The following is a 20,196-nucleotide window of genomic DNA, read 5'->3' on the forward strand; positions in this document are numbered from 1 at the left end:
GCATCGCCACCTGATCACACCTCAAACCTGATGCCCCGCGGTGCCCTCGGGTTTTTCGCGAGCGAGCTTGCTCGCGAAAATCGTGAACGATCACACCTGAAACCAGACACCCCCCGGCGCCCTCGGGTTTTTCGCGAGCGAGCTCGCTCCTGCAAGGTTTGTCTGGTTACTCCTCAATCATGAAGTTTGTGTGACATCCGTTCGGTCGCGCCTTTCGCCAACTGCCTATGTCGTAACAGCAGGTTCTTGTTGACCTGCGGCCTCTTGCGCCAATCGAAAAGGACCTAGTAGTGATGCTCGCTCGCCAAGCCCGTCGCCATACCCCTCCCTTGTCTGTCCGCCGTGACGCCGTTCGTTCAGCGGACCCCGCGCTGTGGCTGCTCAAGCCGTTGGCGCACGCCATTGCGCTGTGCCTGGTGGCCGGCAGTGCCGAGGCGGCGACGCCCTTCAGTTCTAGCTGGTTCGCCGCCAAGGGCGCGGCGCAACAGGCCGCGGCAGCACGGCCCGGTGGTGGCTTGCCGGGGATGACACCGCCATTGGCGCAGCAACAGCGCGCCCGGCAACAGCTGGAGCGCTCGGTGCAAACGCTCAACAACACCGTGGCCGCCATCGCCGCGCAACAGGCCGCGCAAGCCGCCGGGCGAGCCGCCGCGTTCGCCACCGTGCAATTTGTCCCGGACGGCATGGGCGAGGGTGGCCTGAAAGTCGATACCGGCCTGACCCAGGGCTGGCAGAACGCCAAAGGGCCGCAACAGTCGCAGGCTGGCGGCAAGACCACGGTGAAAATCGAGCAGACCGCCGACAAGGCCATTCTCAACTGGGAAACCTTCAACGTCGGGCGCAACACGAGCGTCGAGTTCGCTCAGCAAGCCAACTGGGCGGTCCTCAACCGGGTCAACGACCCGAGTGCGCGGCCGAGCCAGATTCAGGGCCAGATCAAGGGTGACGGCACGGTGATGCTGGTCAACCGCAACGGCATCGTGTTCAGCGGCACCAGTCAGGTCAACGTGCGCAACCTGGTAGCGGCCGCCGCGAACATCACCGATGTCCAGTTCCGCGACCGTGGCCTGTATTACGACAGCACCGGCAGCCAGCCGACGTTCACCGAAGCGGCCGGCAATGTGCTGGTGGCGCAGGGCGCACGGATTGAAACCCAGGCACCGACACTCTCGACAGACTCCGGCGGCTACGCCTTGCTGCTGGGCAATGAAGTGGACAACGCCGGCACGATCAGCACCGCCAAAGGCCAGACTGTCCTCGGTGCCGGTGACCGTTTCTACATCCGCAAAGGCTCGGGCACCGAAGGCAATGGTTATTCCACCACCTTCGGCAACGAGGTCATTCCCGGCTTCAAGGTTGGCGGTTCCGGCAAAGTCAGCAACACCGGTTTGGTCCAGGTGGCCACCGGCGACATCACCCTGACAGGCCACGATGTGGTGCAAAACGGCGTGCTGCTGGCGAGCACCTCGGTCTCGACGCGCGGCACGATCCACCTGCTCAACCCCGCGACGGACACCACCGGCAGCGTGACCCTCGGCCAGGGCGGCGTCAGCGCGATCATGCTCGACAGCAGCGATCTCACGGCCCTCAACAGCCAGCACGACGCGGCATTGATGGGCGTCAACGCCAACAACCGTATCCGCAGCGATCAGTCGCGCATCGACATCGGCAGCGGCGGCAGCGTCGAATTCCAGAACGGCTCGATCACGCTCGCCACGGGCGGTCAGGTCGCCGTCACAGCAGCGCGCCGCAGCGTGGTACGTGACGGAGCGCTGATCGATGTGTCCGGGGCAATCGGCGTCAAAGTGGCGATGGAAGCCAACAACATCAAGGTCAACGTCCAGGGCAACGAGCAACGCGATGCGTCGGCCAACCGCGAGAGCGGGGCGCTGAACAGCAATGACGTGTGGGTTGACGTGCGCGAGCTGGTGTACGTGCCGGCGGGCACCAACGGCTACGTCTCCGACCGCTGGTACACCGCCGGGGGTTTGCTGGAAGTCGGCGGTTATCTCGGCACCCAGGGCCACAGCATTGGCGAGTGGATGGCCCAGGGCGGCACGGTGAGTTTCGCCGGCAACGATGTGGTGACCGAGAAAGGCTCTCTGATCAATCTGTCCGGCGGCACCCTCGACGTGCAGAGCGGTTTCATCCGCCAGAGCTGGTTGCGCGGCGCGGACGGGCGTTTGTATGACGTGTCGCGGGCACCGGGCGACGTGCTCTACACCGGCCTCTACAAAGGCTATGAAGAGCACAGCGAACGCTGGGGCCAGACCAATTATTTCTACAACCCGTTGATCGCGCCCACTCGACGGTTCGAGAGCGGTTATTCGGTCGGTCGCGACGCCGGGCAGCTGGTGATCTCAACCGGTAACGCAGTGCTGGACGGCCAATTGTTGGGCGAGGTGTTCCAGGGTGAGCGCCAGAACCAGGCACCGCGCGCCGGGCTCGACGGCTATGCCCAGGCGCAGACCGCCATGGCGCGCCGGGCGCAGTTGATCGTCGGCAATTACGAACCGAGCTGGTCGGCTACCACTGGCGGCCTGGTGTACTTGCACACGGCGGCGCTGAATTCGGTTCAGCTCGGCGGCGAGCGCCCGGTGGACGGCGCCGATCTGGACCTGACAGGGGCGGTGTCCGATGCGCGCAAGGGCAAGCTGTTCCTCGATACCGATACGGTCAATGGTTTCCGCCTCGGCGCCTTGAAGATTGCGGCCAAGGACAAGGTTGACGTCAAGGAAGCCTTGGCCGTGGACAGCGGGGGTGACATCACGTTGTACGGGCAGGAAGTGGTAGTCGGCGCCGATCTCATCGCACGTGCCGGCAGCCTGCACCTTGGCACCGCGCTGGCAGAAACAGCCAAGCCAACACGCACCACCGTCGCCGAAGGGGTGCACCTGGACACTCGCGGACTGTGGAGCAACGTGCATAACGACCCGGCCGATATCAATCGCCTGGCCTACCTCAATGGCGGATCGGTTTCGATCCGCAGCACCGGCGACATCAGCTTGGCGACGGGGAGTCTGATCGACGTATCGTCCGGCGCTGCGGTGCTGGCCAACGGCAAGACCCGTGGCGGCAAGGGCGGCGACGTCACCCTCGAGTCCAGTGCCGACACGGTGCCGGGCCAGTCGCAACTGGTCATGGACGGCGACGTTCGCGGTTACGGCGTAACGGGTGGCGGGACGCTGACGGTCCAGGCCAACAAGGTACTGATCGGCCAGCCCGACGGTGCCGTTGCCGACCACACGCTCCAGCTGGCGCCGGAATTGTTCAGCAAAGGCTTCTCGGCCTACAACGTCGTCGGCCTGACGACGCTGCAGGTGGCGGACAATACCGTGGTCGATGTGACGATGCCGGTCTACCGCTTCACCGATTCGGCGCCGAACCAGCCCGGCGGCGATGACCCGCTCGCCGCGCTGGAACTGTGGACGCCGACGCTGTTTCAGGAAAACCCGGTCAAGGGCGTGCTGACCCAGCGTGGCGGCGCGAGCCTGTCGATGCGGGCCGGTGCCACCCAGGACAGGCTATACGACCCGTCGAGCAACCTGTTGACGTTCGGCCAGGGTTCGCGCGTCAGCGTCGACCCCGGCCAACGCATCACATTGCGCAGTGACGGGCAGATCACCCTCGACGGCGAGTTGAATGCCTGGGGCGGCACCATCGATATCCGCCAGCAACGATTTGCCGACATTGATGTGGCCACTTCCTATCTGCCGCCAGACCCCAATGCGCACAACCGTTCTATCTGGATCGGTGAACACGCGGTGCTGGATGTCGCCGGGCGCGCCACCACGGCGGTGGATGCCTTGGGCCGGGTCTACGGTCAGGTCGGCAAGGGCGGCAGCATCATCGTTGGCGGTGAGATCAACACGAAGAAGTCGACGGCGCTGTCAGCCGATGCGTATGTGATCGTGCGCAACGGCGCGCGACTGGAAGCGTCCGGCGCACAAGCGCTGCTGGACATCGCAGGGCAAGGGCCGACCCTGGTCGCAACGGACGGTGGGCAGATTGCCCTGAGCTCTTACAACGGCCTGTTTATCGACGGCAACCTGCACGCGGCGGCCGGTGGCGCAGGCGCCGCGGGCGGTCGCCTGGACATTGCACTCGATACGCCGATCTACAACGAGTTCCAGGCCGTCAACGCGGTACGTCTGCCCAGGGAAATGATCATTGGCCAAGGGCCGACTGACGTGCTCTTGCCAGCGGACCTGCGTCCCGGCGAGGCGGCAGAGCCGTTGCGCTATGGCCGTGCGCGATTGAGCGCCGACAGCCTGATGTCCGGCGGCTTCGATAACCTGAACCTGTTCAGCAACGGCTTGATGACGTTCGACGGCGACGTCGATTTGCACATGAACCAGAGCCTGAGCCTGTTCGCAGACTCGCTGTCGTTGGCCGAAACGTCGAAAGATGCAGCGCGGATCAACCTGTCCGCGCCGTATCTGCGCCTGTCCGGCGTGGGCAAGTACTACATCCAGACAGGTCTTCGTCCAAGGTTGCAGAGCAATCCGACGGCGAAACTGTCTTCTGCGCAGTTCAGCGCCAGTGCGAACCTGCTGGACCTGGGCAACACACTGTCGTTCGGCAACGAAGGCTCGATCCGCCAGTTCACCGGTCCGGCCCTGGCCGTCAGTCGCCGTGGCTTTGATCAGGTCACGCTCGACAGCAGTGGCGACATGCGCTTCCTGGCGCCAACCGACGATGCGGGGCGGTCGCGCCTGTGGACAGGCGGGGACATTCACCTGCGCGCCGCACAAATCTACCCGGCCAGTCATGTATGGGCCGAAGTGCTAGCCGGTTATCAAGCCCCGATACAGGTTCCCGGGACTGAGCGGACCTTGCGCGTCAGCAGTCACGGACCGGCGCCGACGCAATTGCCGTATTCGGTGTTCGGCCGGCTGGACCTGGGGGGCGGGACCATCGAGCAGGGTGGCGTGATTCGCGCGCCGCTGGGGATGATTTCAGTGGGCAATGATGCGTTTGTGCGCAGCGATCGAATCCGGCTGTTGCCTGGCAGCGTGACGTCAGTCAGCGGTGCCGGCCTGGTCATGCCGTACGGCGGCACCACCGATGGCATCGATTACCAGTACAACGGCAAGTCGGTGGTGCTGAACGGTATTGTCAACGAAACGAACGGGGTGATTCTGAACGGGAAATACGTTGATGTGCAGAACGGTGCGCTGATTGACCTGTCCGGTGGCGGCGACTTGCGCGGCGCCGGGTTCGTCTCCGGGCGCGGCGGTTCCACCGATGCGCGTTTCAACCCACTGGTGCGCAATGCCAGCGATGGCACCTTCAGCCTGCCGGGCCTGAGCAGTAACCCGGTGTACGCCATCGTCCCCGGCAATCAGAGCGCCTATTCACCGATGCTCGCCGAAGCCGGCGCCGTCGACCCGCGTATTGGCCAACAGATCACCCTTGGTACCGGCGTGCCTGGCCTGGCGGCGGGTACTTACACCTTGTTGCCATCGACCTTTGCCCTGTTGCCCGGTGCGTTCCGGGTCGAGGTCAATGGCCAGGCAACGCCGGGCGCAACCAGCGGCGCGTTGAAAATGCGCAACGGTTCATGGACCGGCAGCGGCCAGATGTCCGTCGCCAATACCGGGTTGCGCGACAGCGTTGCCCGCCAAGTGATCCTGACTTCGGCGGACGTGTTGCGCCGCTATTCCCAATACAACGAAACCAGCTTCAGCCAATTCATCCAGAGTGACGCCGCGCGCCGAGGCATCCCGCGCGCCTTGGCGCCGATGGACGCCAAGACCCTTCAACTGATGTTGAACGTCGGCGGTGATCATGACATCGCCCTGGACTTCAACGGCCAGGTGTTGGCCACCCCGGCCCCGGGCGGTGTCGCGGGGACGACCGTGTTGCGCGGCAACCCCGGAGCGGCCCTTGAAATTCTCGGTGCGGGGCATTCCCGGACGGCGGGATTCGACGGTGTCTCGGTGTACGCCGATACCCTCAACAGCCTGGGCGCCGGCCGCCTGGCCATCGGCGCATCGCCCACCGTGTTCTACGGCACGGCCGGCAACATTATCGATTTCAGAGGTACCGCCCGGGACATCATCCTGCGCGAGGGGGCGACGCTGTCGGCGCCGGAGGTGGTGCTCAGGACGTCAGCCACTGCGGGCGGCATCACCCTCGAAGCGGGCGCGGGCATCAATACCCTGGGCTATGGCAACGTCCCCTTCGATTCAACGGACGGCTTCATCTATCAAACCGGCAAGGCCAGCTTGCTGGTGGTGTCCAACGGCTGGACCAACGTCCTGGCACCGGAGATAGCGACAGACAGGGATGGCGCCGGCAGCATTCGTATCGGCAGCTGTGCAACCGGGGCGTGCAGCAACCCGACGTTGCTCTATTCCAACGGCAGTATCATCGCTTCCACCGACAACCAGTTCGAACTCGACGAAGCGGTTCGCTTCGGCACCCGTCACTTGGGCCTGGCGGTGGGCGCCGTGAACGCCGGCAGTGCTCAGGCGCTGGCGGCGGTGGGTGATCGCCTGCCGCTCGGCATGACCCTCAACCAGAACGTGCTCGATCGCCTGTTGCGCGGCGACACCCAGTTTGGCGCACCGGCCCTGGAAACCTTGAGCCTGACCACCCGTGAGTCGTTCAACTTCTTCGGCAACGTCACCCTCGACACCCTGGACCCACAGACGGGCAAGAGCCGTCTGGACAACCTGGTTTTGGCCACACCGGCCATTTATGGCCTGGGCGATGCTCAGGATGTCGCGACCATTCGTACCGCCAACCTGATCTGGAACGGCGCGACCCAGCAACCCGGCGCCATGGTCACCGGTGGCGCCGGTTCGGGTCATGGCACCCTGGACATCCAGGCACAACGCATCGAGTTCGGCTACGGCCCGAACCCGCAGCCGAACGGGCTGGACCAGAACGCTCGCCTGGCGCTGGGCTTTGCCAACGTCAACCTGAATGCCAGCGAACGCATCACCGCCAACCATAAAGGCAGCCTGTCGGTTTACGAACAGCAAGGCGTCTACGACCCGGTCAGCGGTTTTGCCTACAGCGGCGGCAACCTGAACCTGCGCACGCCGTTGCTCACCGGCGAAGCGGGGTCGGTCAACGTGCTCAAGGCCGGCAACAGCCTGTCCCTGACGTCGCCCACTGGCGTCGAGGCAACGGTGGCGGATGCCTTGGGCGCGGAATTGAACCTGCAAGCACGCACGGTTGCGCTCGACGGTCGCATCGCCCTGGCCAGTGGCAAACTGGTGGTCAAGACCGAAGACGACCTGACCCTGGGCAATGGCGCTTATCTGGACATGACCGGACGAACGCTGCCGTTCAACGATGTGAAGAAATACAGCTGGGGCGGCGATGTGGCGCTCTACAGCAATAACGGCAGCATCCGCCAGGCCGCCGGTTCGCGCATCGACCTGTCGGCGACCAACAACCAGGCCGGTAACCTCAGCGCCGTTGCGCTGGCGGCCGGGGCGGGTGTGGTCGATTTGCAGGGTGAGATCCTCGGCGCCAGCAGCGGCTACTACGACGCTGGCGGCACCTGGGTGCCCTATAAGGCGGCCGGCGTGGATATTCGTGCCCGGCAACTGGGCAGCAGCGGCGATTTGAACCAGGAATTCGCCACCCTCAACCAGCGCCTGAACGCCGGGCAGGTGTTCGGCAGCCGTAGCTTTCAGCTCAAGCAGGGCAGCCTGGTGATCGGTGACGGGCTCAAGGCCAGTGAGGTCAATGTGTCGGTGGACAACGGCAGCCTCACGGTGGTTGGTCTGATTGATGCCAGTGGCGAGCGGGTCGGGTCTATTCGCCTGTCGGGCAAGAACGGTCTGACCCTCGGTGGTGCTGCGGTGCTCGATGCCCATGGCCGCATGTTGCGGGTCGACAGCTACGGCAAAATCATCGACGCACCGAACCGCGCCATGGTCGAACTGAGCTCCGGTGACGGCCAATTGACCCTGGCCTCCGGCGCACGGATCGACCTGCGCCACGGTACCGACGTCGCCACCGGCAATCTGCCGGGCCAGCACGATGGCCAACTGCGCGGCACCCTTGAACTCAACGCGCCGCGTCTGGGTGCCAATGACATTGCGATCGACGCCAGCGGTGCCCTGTACATTCAGGGCGCTCGATCCATCGGCCTCAACGCCACGCGGCGCTACACGGATGCCGCCGACGGTATCGACCCGGTGGTCAGCGGGCGTCCGTACCAGGTCATCGACCAGGCGTACCTGGATAACATTCACCTGGACAGCAGCGCGTTCATCAACGCGGCGCTGGCCAACACCGACTTACTCAACCGCAAGCTTGCCGGCCTGAACAACGCGCAATATGCCGATGCGTTCCACCTGCGCCCAGGCGTGGAAATCGCCAGTAAAACCGCCGATGGCGATCTCGTGGTGCAGGGTGATCTGGACCTGTCCGGCTACCGCTATGCGAGCCTCAACCCGCACAGCGGCATGACCTCGGTCTACGGTTCCGGCGAGGCCGGTAGCCTGGTGATTCGTGCCGGGGGCAACCTCGATGTCCAGGGCAGCATCAACGATGGCTTCGCACCGCCACCGCAAACCTCGGACGACAACGGCTGGAAACTGCTGCCGGGTGTGCAGCCGTTTGGCGGCGATCTGTTGGTACCGGTGACCGGAGTGGAGCTCGCGGAAGGCACGCAATTCCCGGTGGGAGCCGTACTGAATTACGATCTGCCGATCCAGGCAGGCAGCCTTTCCAGCGGCACCTTACTTCCGGCCCAGGCCATTCTGGGCGAACCGTACACCTTCAGCGCGGGCACCGTGTTGGCCGGTGCCGTGCACGACGCGGCGGGAAACCTGCTCTACGCCGCAGGCACCTTGCTCAGCGACGGACTGACGCTGCCGGCCGGCAGCCGTTTGGGGGCCGGTATCCGGTTGAACAAACTCACCGCCTTGCAGGGCATGCTCTGGCCCAAAGGCGTGCCGTTGCCCGGAAGTTTCAACCCGGACGACCAGACCACCACCGGCGTACGCCTCGCTGGTTCGCTGGCGTTGCTGCGGGGTTCGCTGATTCCTTCCATGACCAATGTGGTGCTGGCCGACGGCATCGACATGATCGAACTGCGTCCGCAGATCGGTACTCAGCAAGGTCGCAACTGGGCCCTGGCGAGCATGTTGCCTTCGGGCAGTGCGTCCTGGTCGATGCGTGTCGTGGCCGGTGCCGATACGGAAGCCGCGGACAGCCGCGCGATCAAACCGCTGGGCACCGAGGGCAACCTGCGGCTGACCGACACCCATTACGGCATGAAAGTGGAAAACGGCTCGCGTCTGGTATGGACCGTGGGCAACCCGTTCGGCATGCCGGCGTATGAGCCGATCCCGGATGACCTCCTGGCCAAATGTGACGAGCAGCCTGCCGCCTGTGCACCGATGGAACACTGGACGTGGGCACCCGGCAACTGGCTGGGCATGCCGGACTACGAGCCGGTCACCGACGACATGGTGGACTATTGCCTGGCGATTCCGGAACTCTGTACCGAAAGCAAGGCGGGTAAGGTGGCCAAGACCCACACCCAGATGTTCAGCGTGCTGCGCACCGGTACCGGCGACCTGGATGTGATCGCCTCGGGCAACCTGAGCATGGATTCACCCTTTGGCGTGTACACCGCCGGCACTCAGTCCAACGACGTCGATCCGCGCTTCAACCAGCCACGCGGACGGCTGTCGGACGATGGTTCGGTGCTGGGCAGTGCCGGCAGCGACAATGAAAAATGGGTCAATGGCGGCAGCGATAGCCTCTATCAGGCCTGGTTCCCGCAAATGGGCGGCAACCTGACGGTCAACGCCGGGGGCGCCGTTTCAGGGGATACGGTGGGGCGCAGGGGCCTTAACGGCGTGACCACCCGCGAGCAAATCCCGAGCGTGGCCGTGGGTAACTGGCTATGGCGACAGGGAACCGGCAGCAGCGATGTTCCGACTGCCTGGTGGATCAACTTTGGCAGCTACGCCACCCAGCCGCTGCCCGATCAACAACGAGACACCAGGCCGTACCTCGTGGGCTTCACCGGTTTTGGCACCTTGGGCGGTGGCAATGTCAGCCTGCGCGCAGGAACCGATGGCGGCATGCTTAAAGTCATGGGTGACGAGCGGATCAACCGTTACCCACGCGGCCAGGGCCTGATCGTGGCCGTTGGCAGTACCGGCCGGGTGGGCAGCGACGGCAGCCTGAAATTGACCGGCGGCGGCGATATGGATATCCGCATTGGCGGCACGCTCAACCCGTCACTGTATGCACGTGCCGGCGAGACCGGCACCGAAAACCCGGATCACGATTTGCAAGGCGCGCTGATCAACCTGCGCGGTTCGGCCCAGCTGACCGGGGGCGCCGTGGGCGGTATCAACCTGCGGTATGGCACCGATGCCAGCCTGCAAGACCTGCGCGAAACCCGTGCCTACGATCCATTCAACGCCACGACCAGTAGCGCGACCGGCGGCCTGGTGCTGATTCCGGGCGATTCGGGCATGCGGATCAGTACCCGCGGTGATCTGGTGCTGGGTGGAGCTGCGGACCCGGGCCGGGTGCGGTTGCAGAACTCCTCAGCCTTCACCACCCCTGATGGCGTGGTCCATGCCGGTGGCGGCCTGAGCAGTTTCTCGTTGTGGACCGACCACACGGCCATTGACCTGTTCTCGGCCGGCGGCAACCTCACGCCAAGCACGCAGTTGGCGGACATCGAGTCAAATGCTCCAAGTGTCGGAAAAAATACCTCGCCCACGGATGGCCGATTCGTCTACCCATCGATCCTGCGCGCCGTCGCCGCGCAAGGCTCCATCTATGCCGGCTCATCGGCAAGCTTTGGACCCGGCAAAGATGCCCCCGCGGTGGGCTACTCCGTGGTGTTGGCACCTTCGACGGCCGGCCAGCTCGAGCTGCTGGCGGGTGACTCGATTTACGCCGGTGGCTATGCGATCAATCAATCCGGAGCCAGCCCGTTGGCGATCGCCACGCCGTTTGCACCTGCCTTCAGCGGCTATGGCAGTTACGATGCGACCAGGACGCTCATGACCAACAGTGGCAGTGATGGTATTGCCCCGGACCTGAACCGGCGTTACCCGCTGTTCGCGTTCGGGGCCGACAGTTACTCGGGGCTCAGCGGCGTACAAGGGCCTGCGCGGTTTTATGCGTTGACCGGTGACCTGGTCGGTGTTCGCAGCGGTGAAACGTTGACGTTCAGCCAGACCCAGCGCACCTGGTATGAGGCCGCGGGGCCGGTCTGGATGCTCGCCGGTCGCGACATCGTCGCGTCGGGTACTTATCTGGGGCAGCCAACGTATGCGCCGGGAGAAATGGGCCGGAACAACGACACGGTTTATTCCACGGGTAACCTGTTCATCCACAACAACTCAAACGATCTGTCGCGGGTGTCCGCAGGTCGCGACATTCTCTACAGCAGCTTCAACGTCGGTGGCCCCGGCACCCTGGAGATCAATGCCGGGCGCAATATCCTGATGGAGGACAAAGCCGCGATTACCAGCCTCGGGCCGATCAGGGCTGGGGATGAGCGATCGGGCGCAAGCCTGGTGTTGCAGGCCGGCGCGGGCGCGCAAGGTCCGGATTACGGGCGCTTCATTGCTCGCTACCTCGACCCGAGCAACCTGGCCCTGAACAGCGCGCCACTGAGCGCTCAACCGGGCAAAGTGGTCAAGACTTACGGTGAAGAACTGCAAGCCTGGCTGACCCTCGGCTACGGATTCAGTGGCAACGACGAACAGGCGCGAGCGTTTTACGCTTCACTGCCGGGCACTGAGCAAGCGGTCTTCGCGCGGCAAGTGTACTTCGCTGAATTGCGCGCCGGTGGCCTTGAGTACAGCGACCAGAACGGTCCGCGCCAAGGCAGTTACCTGCGCGGTCGCAATGCGATTGCCGCGCTGTTCCCGACCCGTGATGTGGCGGGCAACGCGATCCGCTATGACGGCGACATCACCCTGTACGGCGGCGCCGGGGTCAAGACGTTGTTCGGGGGGGATATCCAGATGCTGACCCCGGGCGGCGGCCAGGTGTTCGGTGTCGAAGGGGCGGCGCCACCCTCCACGGCGGGGATCGTGACGCAGGGCGAGGGTGACATCCAGCTGTATTCCGAGGGCAGCATCCTGCTCGGTCAAAGCCGGATCATGACCACCTTTGGCGGCGGGATTCTCGGCTGGTCGGCCGAGGGCGACATCAACGCCGGCCGGGGCTCGAAAACCACCGTGGTGTTCACCCCGCCCAAACGTGTCTACGACACCTGGGGCAATGTGACCCTGTCGCCAACGGTGCCAAGCACTGGCGCCGGTATCGCCACGCTCAACCCGATTGCCGAAGTGCCGCCCGGGGACATCGACCTGATCGCACCGCTGGGCACCATTGATGCTGGCGAGGCGGGGATTCGTGTATCGGGCAACATCAACATCATCGCGTTGCGGGTGGTCAACGCAGCGAACATCCAGGTGCAGGGCAAGTCCTCCGGGATCCCGGTGACGGCCTCGGTCAACACCGGCGCGATCTCTTCGGCCAGTTCCGCGGCGACCTCGGCCACGCAAGCCGCCGAGGACATGTCCCGCCAGCAACAGGCCGCGGCCCGTAAAAACCAGCCGTCGATCGTGACCGTCCAGGTACTGAGCCTGGGCAGCGAACCGTTGACCCCAAGCAGCGATGGCGCCAGCCGCGCGCCCACACCAGCGCCTACCCCGACCTACAACGCCAACAGCGCGGTGCAGGTGCTCGGTGCGGGTGTGCTGGATGAGCGGGCGCGGGGGCAGTTGACGGATGAAGAACGGGGGAACCTGACGTTGTAAGTCAACGGGGGGCTTTTGGGTCACACCTTACTTGTGGCGAGGGAGCTTGCTCCCGCTGGGGCGCGAAGCGGCCCCCCAAAAAATGGGACTGCTACGCAGTCCAGCGGGAGCAAGCCCCCTCGCCACAGGGTATGAGTCGTTTGTTGCATCTCTTCTGACTGGTGGCGGCCTTCGGGTCGCCCTTTTTTTGCCCTGCAACTTCCCCCCCAAACCGAACTGTTCAATGAAGCTTTCATGACAAAAGTTCGGTAGCACATCGCCAGCCCGGTCAAGCCTATGTGACGCGCTTGAGGGGGCCGCAAGGCGACTTTTTCTTGCTGCAAATGCCTGAACGTCGCGCGGTTGCGCACCTGGCTGGGCACACACGCGGCGACATCGACCACAAGCAATTGAACCAGCCTGCCGTAGTGCAGACGGTTATCGGTATTTCGAATTCAGGGGGTGTTGTGGAACATTTTTCCAAGTCACGGCTGGCGCTGTGGGGCTGGCTGCTGGTGACGGCGGGCGTGCAGCCGGCATGGGCCGAGGAGGGCGCCGAGACGGGCAAGCAGGTGGACGTCAACGAGTACTTCGTGCGCGGCAACACCGTGCTTGATGCCCGGGCCATCGAAGAAGCGGTGTACCCGTTTCTCGGCCCGCAAAAATCCCTGACCGATATCGAAGGCGCCCGCGATGCCTTGCAGAAGGCCTATCAGGCACGCGGCTATCAATCGGTGTTCGTTGAATTGCCGGAGCAAAAAGTCGAGAACGGCATCGTCTATCTGCACATCAGCGAAACCAAAGTCGGCCGCGTACGGGTTGTCGGAGCCAAGCACTATTCACCCGTTGAAATCCGCGAAGACGTCCCGGCGCTGAAGGAAGGCCAGGTGCCGGACTTTGCCCAGGTCCAGACGGAGCTGGCGCAACTCAACAAGACCCCGAGCCGCCAAGTGATGCCACTGGTACGCGAGGGACAACGCCCGGGCACCATGGACGTGGACCTGCAAGTTGAAGACCAGAACCCGTGGCACGCCACCCTCGGCCTGAACAACGACTACAGCGCCGACACCGAAAAGCTGCGCAGCGTCGCCAGCCTCGGTTACGACAACCTGTGGCAGTTGGGGCACAGCGTGTCGCTGACGTTCTTTACCGCGCCGCAGGACACCTCGAATGCCAAGGTCTGGTCAGGTTCCTATACGGCGCCGTTGAGCGAACGCTGGAGCGTGCAGTTTTCCGGCTACCAGTCCGACAGCAACGTCGCGACCATCGGCGGCAGCAACGTGTTGGGCAAGGGCCATTCCTACGGCGTGTCGGCGATCTACACGCTGCCCTCCAGCGGCATCTGGGCGAACTCGCTGTCGGCCGGGATCGACTTCAAGGATTTCGACGAGCAAATGGACCTGGGCGGCGCCAGTGACAAGGTGCCACTCAAGTACGCGCCGTTCACCTTTGCCTACAACGGTTTTCGCTACACCGAAACGTCCCAGCTAAGTCTCGGCCTGAGCCTGGTGGCCGGTACCCGCAGTTTCCTGGGTTACGGCAGCTCGGATGAAGAGTTCGACTACAAGCGCTTTCGCGCCAGCCCGAGCTTTGCCGTACTCAAGGGCGACAGTAACTTCACCTACACCTTCGCCAACGACTGGCAGACCGGGAGCAAAGCGGCATTCCAGCTAGCCTCCGGGCCGTTGGTATCGAACGAACAATTCTCTGCCGGTGGCGCCACTTCGGTGCGCGGCTATCTGGCGGCCGAGCGCACCGGCGACGACGGCGTGCTGCTGAGCCAGGAACTGCGCACGCCATCCCTCGCCAAGTACCTGGGCAAATACCTCCAGGAGTGGCGCTTCTACGCCTTTGCCGAAGGTGCGCAGTTGTACCTGCGCGACGAACTTCCCGATCAGGACGCCGATTACGCCTTGGCCAGTGTGGGCCTGGGCACTCGCGCGAGCTTGAACAAATGGTTATCCGGCAGCCTGGATTGGGGCTACCCGTTGCTCGAAGGGCCGAACACCTCGAAACAGGAATCGCGCCTGCATTTCAACCTGCAAGCGACATTCTGAACCTACGGAGACATTTTCATGCAGCGCTTATTCATCGCTTTTCTGATGTGCCTGGGCTTCGTGCTCCCGGCGACCGCCCACGCGTGGTGGCAGGACGACTGGCATTACCGCAAACAGATCTCCGTCGACACCACACCCCAAGGCGCGGCGATCAACGAGGCCCTGGGCCGCACCGCGCTGCTGGTGCGCCTGCACACCGGCAACTTCAGCTTCGACGGCGTCAAGGAAGACGGGTCTGACCTGCGCTTCGTTTCCGCCGATGACAAAACCGTGCTCAACCACCAGATCGAGAGTTTCGATGCGCTGATGGGCATGGCGCTGGTGTGGGTCGATGTGCCGAAAGTCGAGGGTGCTCAGCGCCAGGACATCTGGATGTACTACGGCAACCCGAAAGCCCCGGCCACCGGCAACGGTCAGCTGACCTTCGACCCGAACTACACCGCGCTGTACCACTTCGAAGGTGCCAACGGTTTGCCGGCCAAGGACACCACCGCCTATGGCAACACTGCGCAAAGCGCCACCGGCGTGAGCATCGACGGCGTGATCGGCCGCGCCTTGCAGTTCAGCGGGCAGCCGCTGGTATTGCCGGCCAGCCCGTCGCTGCAACACAACGCGGACGGCGCATTCACCGTCAGCGCCTGGCTGAAGCTGGACCAGGCCACTGGCGAGCAGTTGGTGCTGGCAAGGCGCGAAGGCGAGCACAGTTTGCTGATCGGTTTGAACCAGGGCCTGCCGTTCGTGGACATCGACGGTCAGCGCGCGGTCTCGACCCAAGCGCTGAACCCCGGCCAATGGCAGCATCTGGCGTTGACAGCACAAGGCAGCAAAGTGGCGCTCTACGTTGATGGCCGCGAAACCGCGAACCTGGCGCTGGCGATGCCGGCGTTCAATTCGGTGATCGCCATTGGTGCTGATCTGTCGGCCGGCGCTTACCAGCCGTTCGCCGGTGCCATCGACGAATTGCGCCTGTCGAAAGTCGCTCGGCCCGCCGCACAACTGCTGGCCGATGCCAACGCCCAGGACGCCGAGTCGAAACTGGTGGCCTACGGCGTCGACGAACAGCAATCGGGTTATGGCTTCGGCAGCCTGGGCTTCCTGCTCAATGCCGTGCCGGTGGACGCGTGGGTCATCATCGCTGTGCTGGTGCTGATGATGTTCCAGTCGTGGTTCATCATGATCCGCAAAAATCGCATGATCAGCCGTGTCACCGCCGCCAACGAAGCCTTTCGCGAGCAATTCGCCAAGGTTGGCACCCGCCTGGAGATGTTCGCGGACGATCAGAACCTCGCCCTGCGTTTGCAGCACTCGTCGCTGTGGCGCCTGTATCAGGTGGCGGTGAAGGAAATCCGTACTCGCCGGGAGCAGGGCGCTGATACCTCGTCGGTGTCGGCAGCCACCATTGAAGCCATCCGCTGCTCCATGGACGGCGTGCGCACCCGTGAAAACCAGGCACTGAGTTCGAAACTCTCGACCCTGTCCAACGCCATTGCCGGCGGGCCTTACATCGGCCTGCTCGGCACGGTGCTGGGGATCATGGTGGTGTTCCTCGGCACGGCCATGGCCGGCGACGTCAACATCAACGCCATCGCCCCGGGCATGGCCGCGGCCTTGCTCGCCACCGCCATGGGCCTGTTCGTCGCGATCCCGGCGCTGTTTGGCTACAACCGGCTGATCACCCGCAACAAGGAAGTCAGCGCCGACATGCGCGTGTTCGTCGACGAGTTCATCACCCGCCTGGCGGAGATGCACGGTGAAAGCCAGTTCAGTGAATCGGCGCACCGCCGGGGCAACCACACCAACGCGTCCGTACCGGCCTGAGGAGCACTGACATGGCTTCCGTAAATGCCTCCCACGACGATGACGATGACGCGGCGGTGGACAGCATCAACATCACGCCCCTGGTGGACGTGCTGATGGTGGTGTTGGTGATGTTCATCCTGACGGCCACTGCACAGGTCTCGGGTATCCAGATCAACCTGCCGAAGGCCAGCGCCTCGATGTCGCTGTCCGAAGCCAAGACCAAGGCGATCTCGGTCAACGATGGCGGCCAGGTGTTCCTTGATGCGTACCCGGTCACCCTGGCCGAACTGGAGGACCGCCTGCGCATTGAAAAGGCCCGGAACCCGGACCTGCCGGTGATCGTGCGCGGTGACGCCACGGTTCAGTACCAGAAGGTCATCGAGGTCCTGGACCTGTTGCGCCGACTGGAACTGTTCCAGGTCGGGCTCGTCACCGGCAAAGCGACGCAGGGCTGATCATGACCGCCAAACTTCCGATCCAACCGTCAGCGCTCAAGCCGTCGCCCATTCGCTTTGTGAAGTGGGGCGTCGGGTTGCTGATCGCCGGTGTGGCCGCGTGGTTTCTCTGGCAGTGGGCCAATGACATGAGCGGCATCCGCCGCGAAGCGCCGAAGGTGCCGACCATCATTCCACTGCCGCCACCCCCTCCGCCGCCACCCCCGCCCCCGGAGAAACCTCCGGAACCGGAAACCCCGGTGGAAGAAAAAATCGTCGAACCCGAACCCACCCCCGAGCCCGAAGACGTAAAGCCGGCCGAAGAGGCGCCGCCATCCCCGGCCGACGACCTCGCCAAACCGATGAGCATGGACGCCGATGCCCAGGCGGGCGAGGGCGGCGTAGCCGTCGGCAAGGGCAACGGCATGGCGGGGGCCGGCGGTGGACGACTGGGCAACGGCACGTACAGCCAGTTCCTGGCCGCCAGTTTTCAGCGCTTGTTGCGCGAGAACCCGGAATTGCGCAGCCAGGCCTACAAGGTGCAGGCCGATGTGTGGCTGAGCACCTCGGGGGAAATCTCCCGGGTCGAGTTGGCCAAGTCCAGCGGCAATCCCGAGGTCGATAGCCAGGTGCTCGCGGTGCTGCGCAGTGCGCCACGCCTGGAGCAACGGCCGCCCGCGACTTACTCAACACCCATGCGCGTGTCCCTGCAGGGACGGCGTCCGGGTTAACCGAATACTTCAAGTTTTGCCAAAAGGAGTTGTGTGCAAATGATTTCGAACGTGAATCGATTGTCCCTGGCGGTCGGCATGGTCATTGCCACCCTGGTCGGGCAAGCGGCGGCAGCGCCTGCGCCCTCGGAAAACGCCACGATCAATCTGATCCGCTTGCTGGTGGAACAAGGCGTGTTGAAACAAGACAAGGCCGACAAACTGATTGCCCAGGCCCAGAGTGAAGCGGACCAGGCGCGCAAAGCCGCCACCGCGCCCACCGCCGTTGCCGCCAGCGGTCCGGCCGCCGCACCGGGCGATGTGCGGGTGCAATACGTGCCGGCAGCCGTTCGTGACCAGATCCGCGATCAGGTCAAGGCCGAAGTCATGGCCACGGCCAAACAGGAAAACTGGGCCCAGCCCAACACTTTCCCGGACTGGGTCTCGCGCATCAGCTTCGACGGCGACATCCGCCTGCGGGACGAATCGCGCTACTACTCGGGTACCAACAGCAACGAAATCGTCGACTTCGCCAAGCTCAACAACAACGGCCCGTACGACGTGAACCCCAACAGCAGCACCAATTTGCCGCCGTTGCTCAATACCCGTGAAGATCGCGAAAACCTGTTCCGCCTGCGCGCACGCCTGGGCATGAAAGCGGAGATCGCGCCTGAGTGGACCGCCGGCATCCGGATCGGCACCGGCTCGGACAACAACCCGGTCTCAACCACCCAGACCCTCGGCGGTGGCTTTGCCAAGAAAGACATCTGGCTCGATCAGGGTTACCTGACCTGGAAGCCGTCCGATCAGTTGACCCTGACCGGAGGCCGGTTCACCAACCCGTTTTTCTCCACCGACATGCTCTATTCCAACGACTTGAACTTCGATGGCATCGCGGCGATGTTCGACCACAAGCTCAACCGCGACTGGGGTCTGTTCGGTACCGTCGGCGCATTCCCGGTGGAGTACACCAACGACAGCACCACCAGCAATGGTTTCGACAAGGAATCGAGCGACAACAAATGGCTGTACGGCGCGCAGATCGGCGCGAAATGGGCGGTCAATTCCGACAACCGCCTCAAGGCCGGATTGGCCTACTACCGCTTCGACGACATCGAGGGCCAGCGCTCCAGCCCCTGCGAACCCTGGGCCGGCGCGCCGGGCTGCGACTCGGACGGTACGCGCGCGGCGTTCATGCAGAAGGGCAACACCGTGTTCCTGCTGCGCGACATCACGCCGAACCCGCTCAACCCCGCGACCACGCCACAACCACAGTTTGTCGGCCTGGCTTCGGAGTTCAACTTGCTGGACCTGAACTTCGTGTGGGACGCCGACATGCCGCAAGACTTCAAGCTGCGCAGCCAGGCCAACTACATCCACAACCTCGGCTTCGACGAAGGCGACATGCGCAAGCGTTCAGCCGGCCAAATCGTCAACAACCTCGACAGCAGTGGCGACATCGAAAGCGGCGCGAATGCCTGGATGGTCCAGTTCACCCTCGGCAGCGCGCTGGAGCTGAGAAAGCAGGGCGACTGGAACCTGTTCGCTGGCTACAAGTACATCCAGCCGGATGCGTTGCCGGACGGCTTCAACGATTCGTCGTTCCACTTGGGTGGCACCAATGCCAAAGGCTACTTCCTGGGCGGCAACTACGGGCTGGCCAAGAACGTTTATGCGACAGGCCGTTGGTTGAGCTCCGAAGCGGTCTATGGCGCGCCGTTTGACATCGACGTCTTGCAGCTGGAAATCAACACGCGCTTCTAAGGCGCAGGGAGAGCTTGATGAACAGACGAATCCCGACCCGGTTCTGGCTCGTGGCGATGGGGCTGATGCTGGCCCAGGGGGTAAGCGCCGAAGGCATGGAGGAACGCCTGCGCACGCAACTGCGCAGCACCACCCAACAGTTGCAGGCCTTGCAGAGCCAGCAAGCCCAGGCCAGCGCGGCGCAGGTGGCGGTGCAAGCGGAGGCCAAGGCGGCGCAGGCGCAAATCAAGCAGCTGACGGCGGAACTGGCCAGGTACAAAGGCGCGGCCGAACAATTGGCCAGCCAGCACGACAGCCTGCAAAGCCAGGCCCAGGCTCAGGCCGCAGCCAGCAACGAGCAGATCGGCAAGTTCAAAAAGGCCTACGAAGAGCTGTTGGTCATGGCGCGCGGCAAAGAAGCCGAACGCGCCCGGCTTGAGACTCAACTGGCCGAGCGCGACACACAAATGCAGCAATGTTCGGTCAAGAATCAGCAGATGTATGGCATCGCAAAAGACATCCTCGCCGCCTACGAAAAAATCAGCGTCGGTGACGTCGTGAACATCCGCCAGCCGTTCGCCGGCAGCGCCAGGGTCAAGTTCGAAGAGCTGGCTCAGGGCTTTGGCGATGAACTGTACAAAACTCAATTCGACGCGCCCCAGGCTGCGATCACTCACTGAAAACAGGGAAGAACTTC

At 63.8% G+C, this 20,196-nt stretch carries 7 protein-coding genes; all 7 read left to right on the top strand.

Annotated features, from left to right (window positions below; genetic code table 11):
* Positions 1-293 precede the first annotated feature (293 nt).
* A complete protein-coding gene (locus tag EJA72_RS06550) occupies positions 294-12,776 on the top strand; it encodes a filamentous haemagglutinin family protein (RefSeq protein ID WP_157710682.1) in 12,483 nt (4,160 codons plus the stop codon).
* Positions 12,777-13,222: 446 nt separating this feature from the next.
* On the top strand, positions 13,223-14,812 hold the full coding sequence (locus EJA72_RS06555; protein ID WP_372240685.1) for a ShlB/FhaC/HecB family hemolysin secretion/activation protein: 1,590 nt from the start codon (positions 13,223-13,225) through the stop codon (positions 14,810-14,812).
* 18 nt (positions 14,813-14,830) lie between these two features.
* A complete protein-coding gene (locus EJA72_RS06560; protein WP_157710683.1) occupies positions 14,831-16,630 on the top strand; it encodes a DUF2341 domain-containing protein in 1,800 nt (599 codons plus the stop codon).
* 11 nt (positions 16,631-16,641) lie between these two features.
* Positions 16,642-17,067 (top strand): biopolymer transporter ExbD, encoded by a 426-nt coding sequence (locus EJA72_RS06565; RefSeq protein ID WP_157710684.1) that lies wholly within the window; start codon positions 16,642-16,644, stop codon positions 17,065-17,067.
* Between the two features lie 2 nt (positions 17,068-17,069).
* Complete coding sequence (locus EJA72_RS06570; protein WP_157710685.1) at positions 17,070-17,777, top strand: energy transducer TonB; 708 nt, start codon at positions 17,070-17,072, stop codon at positions 17,775-17,777.
* A gap of 39 nt (positions 17,778-17,816) precedes the next feature.
* Positions 17,817-19,520 carry a putative porin gene (locus EJA72_RS06575; RefSeq protein ID WP_157710686.1) on the top strand — a complete coding sequence of 568 codons (1,704 nt, stop codon included), beginning with the start codon at positions 17,817-17,819 and terminating at the stop codon, positions 19,518-19,520.
* A gap of 17 nt (positions 19,521-19,537) precedes the next feature.
* Positions 19,538-20,179: a DNA repair protein gene (locus EJA72_RS06580; RefSeq protein WP_157710687.1), complete on the top strand. Its 642-nt coding sequence runs from the start codon at positions 19,538-19,540 to the stop codon at positions 20,177-20,179.
* Positions 20,180-20,196: the final 17 nt, after the last annotated feature.

This window comes from Pseudomonas sp. PB120 (genome assembly GCF_009761815.1).
Classification (GTDB): domain Bacteria; phylum Pseudomonadota; class Gammaproteobacteria; order Pseudomonadales; family Pseudomonadaceae; genus Aquipseudomonas.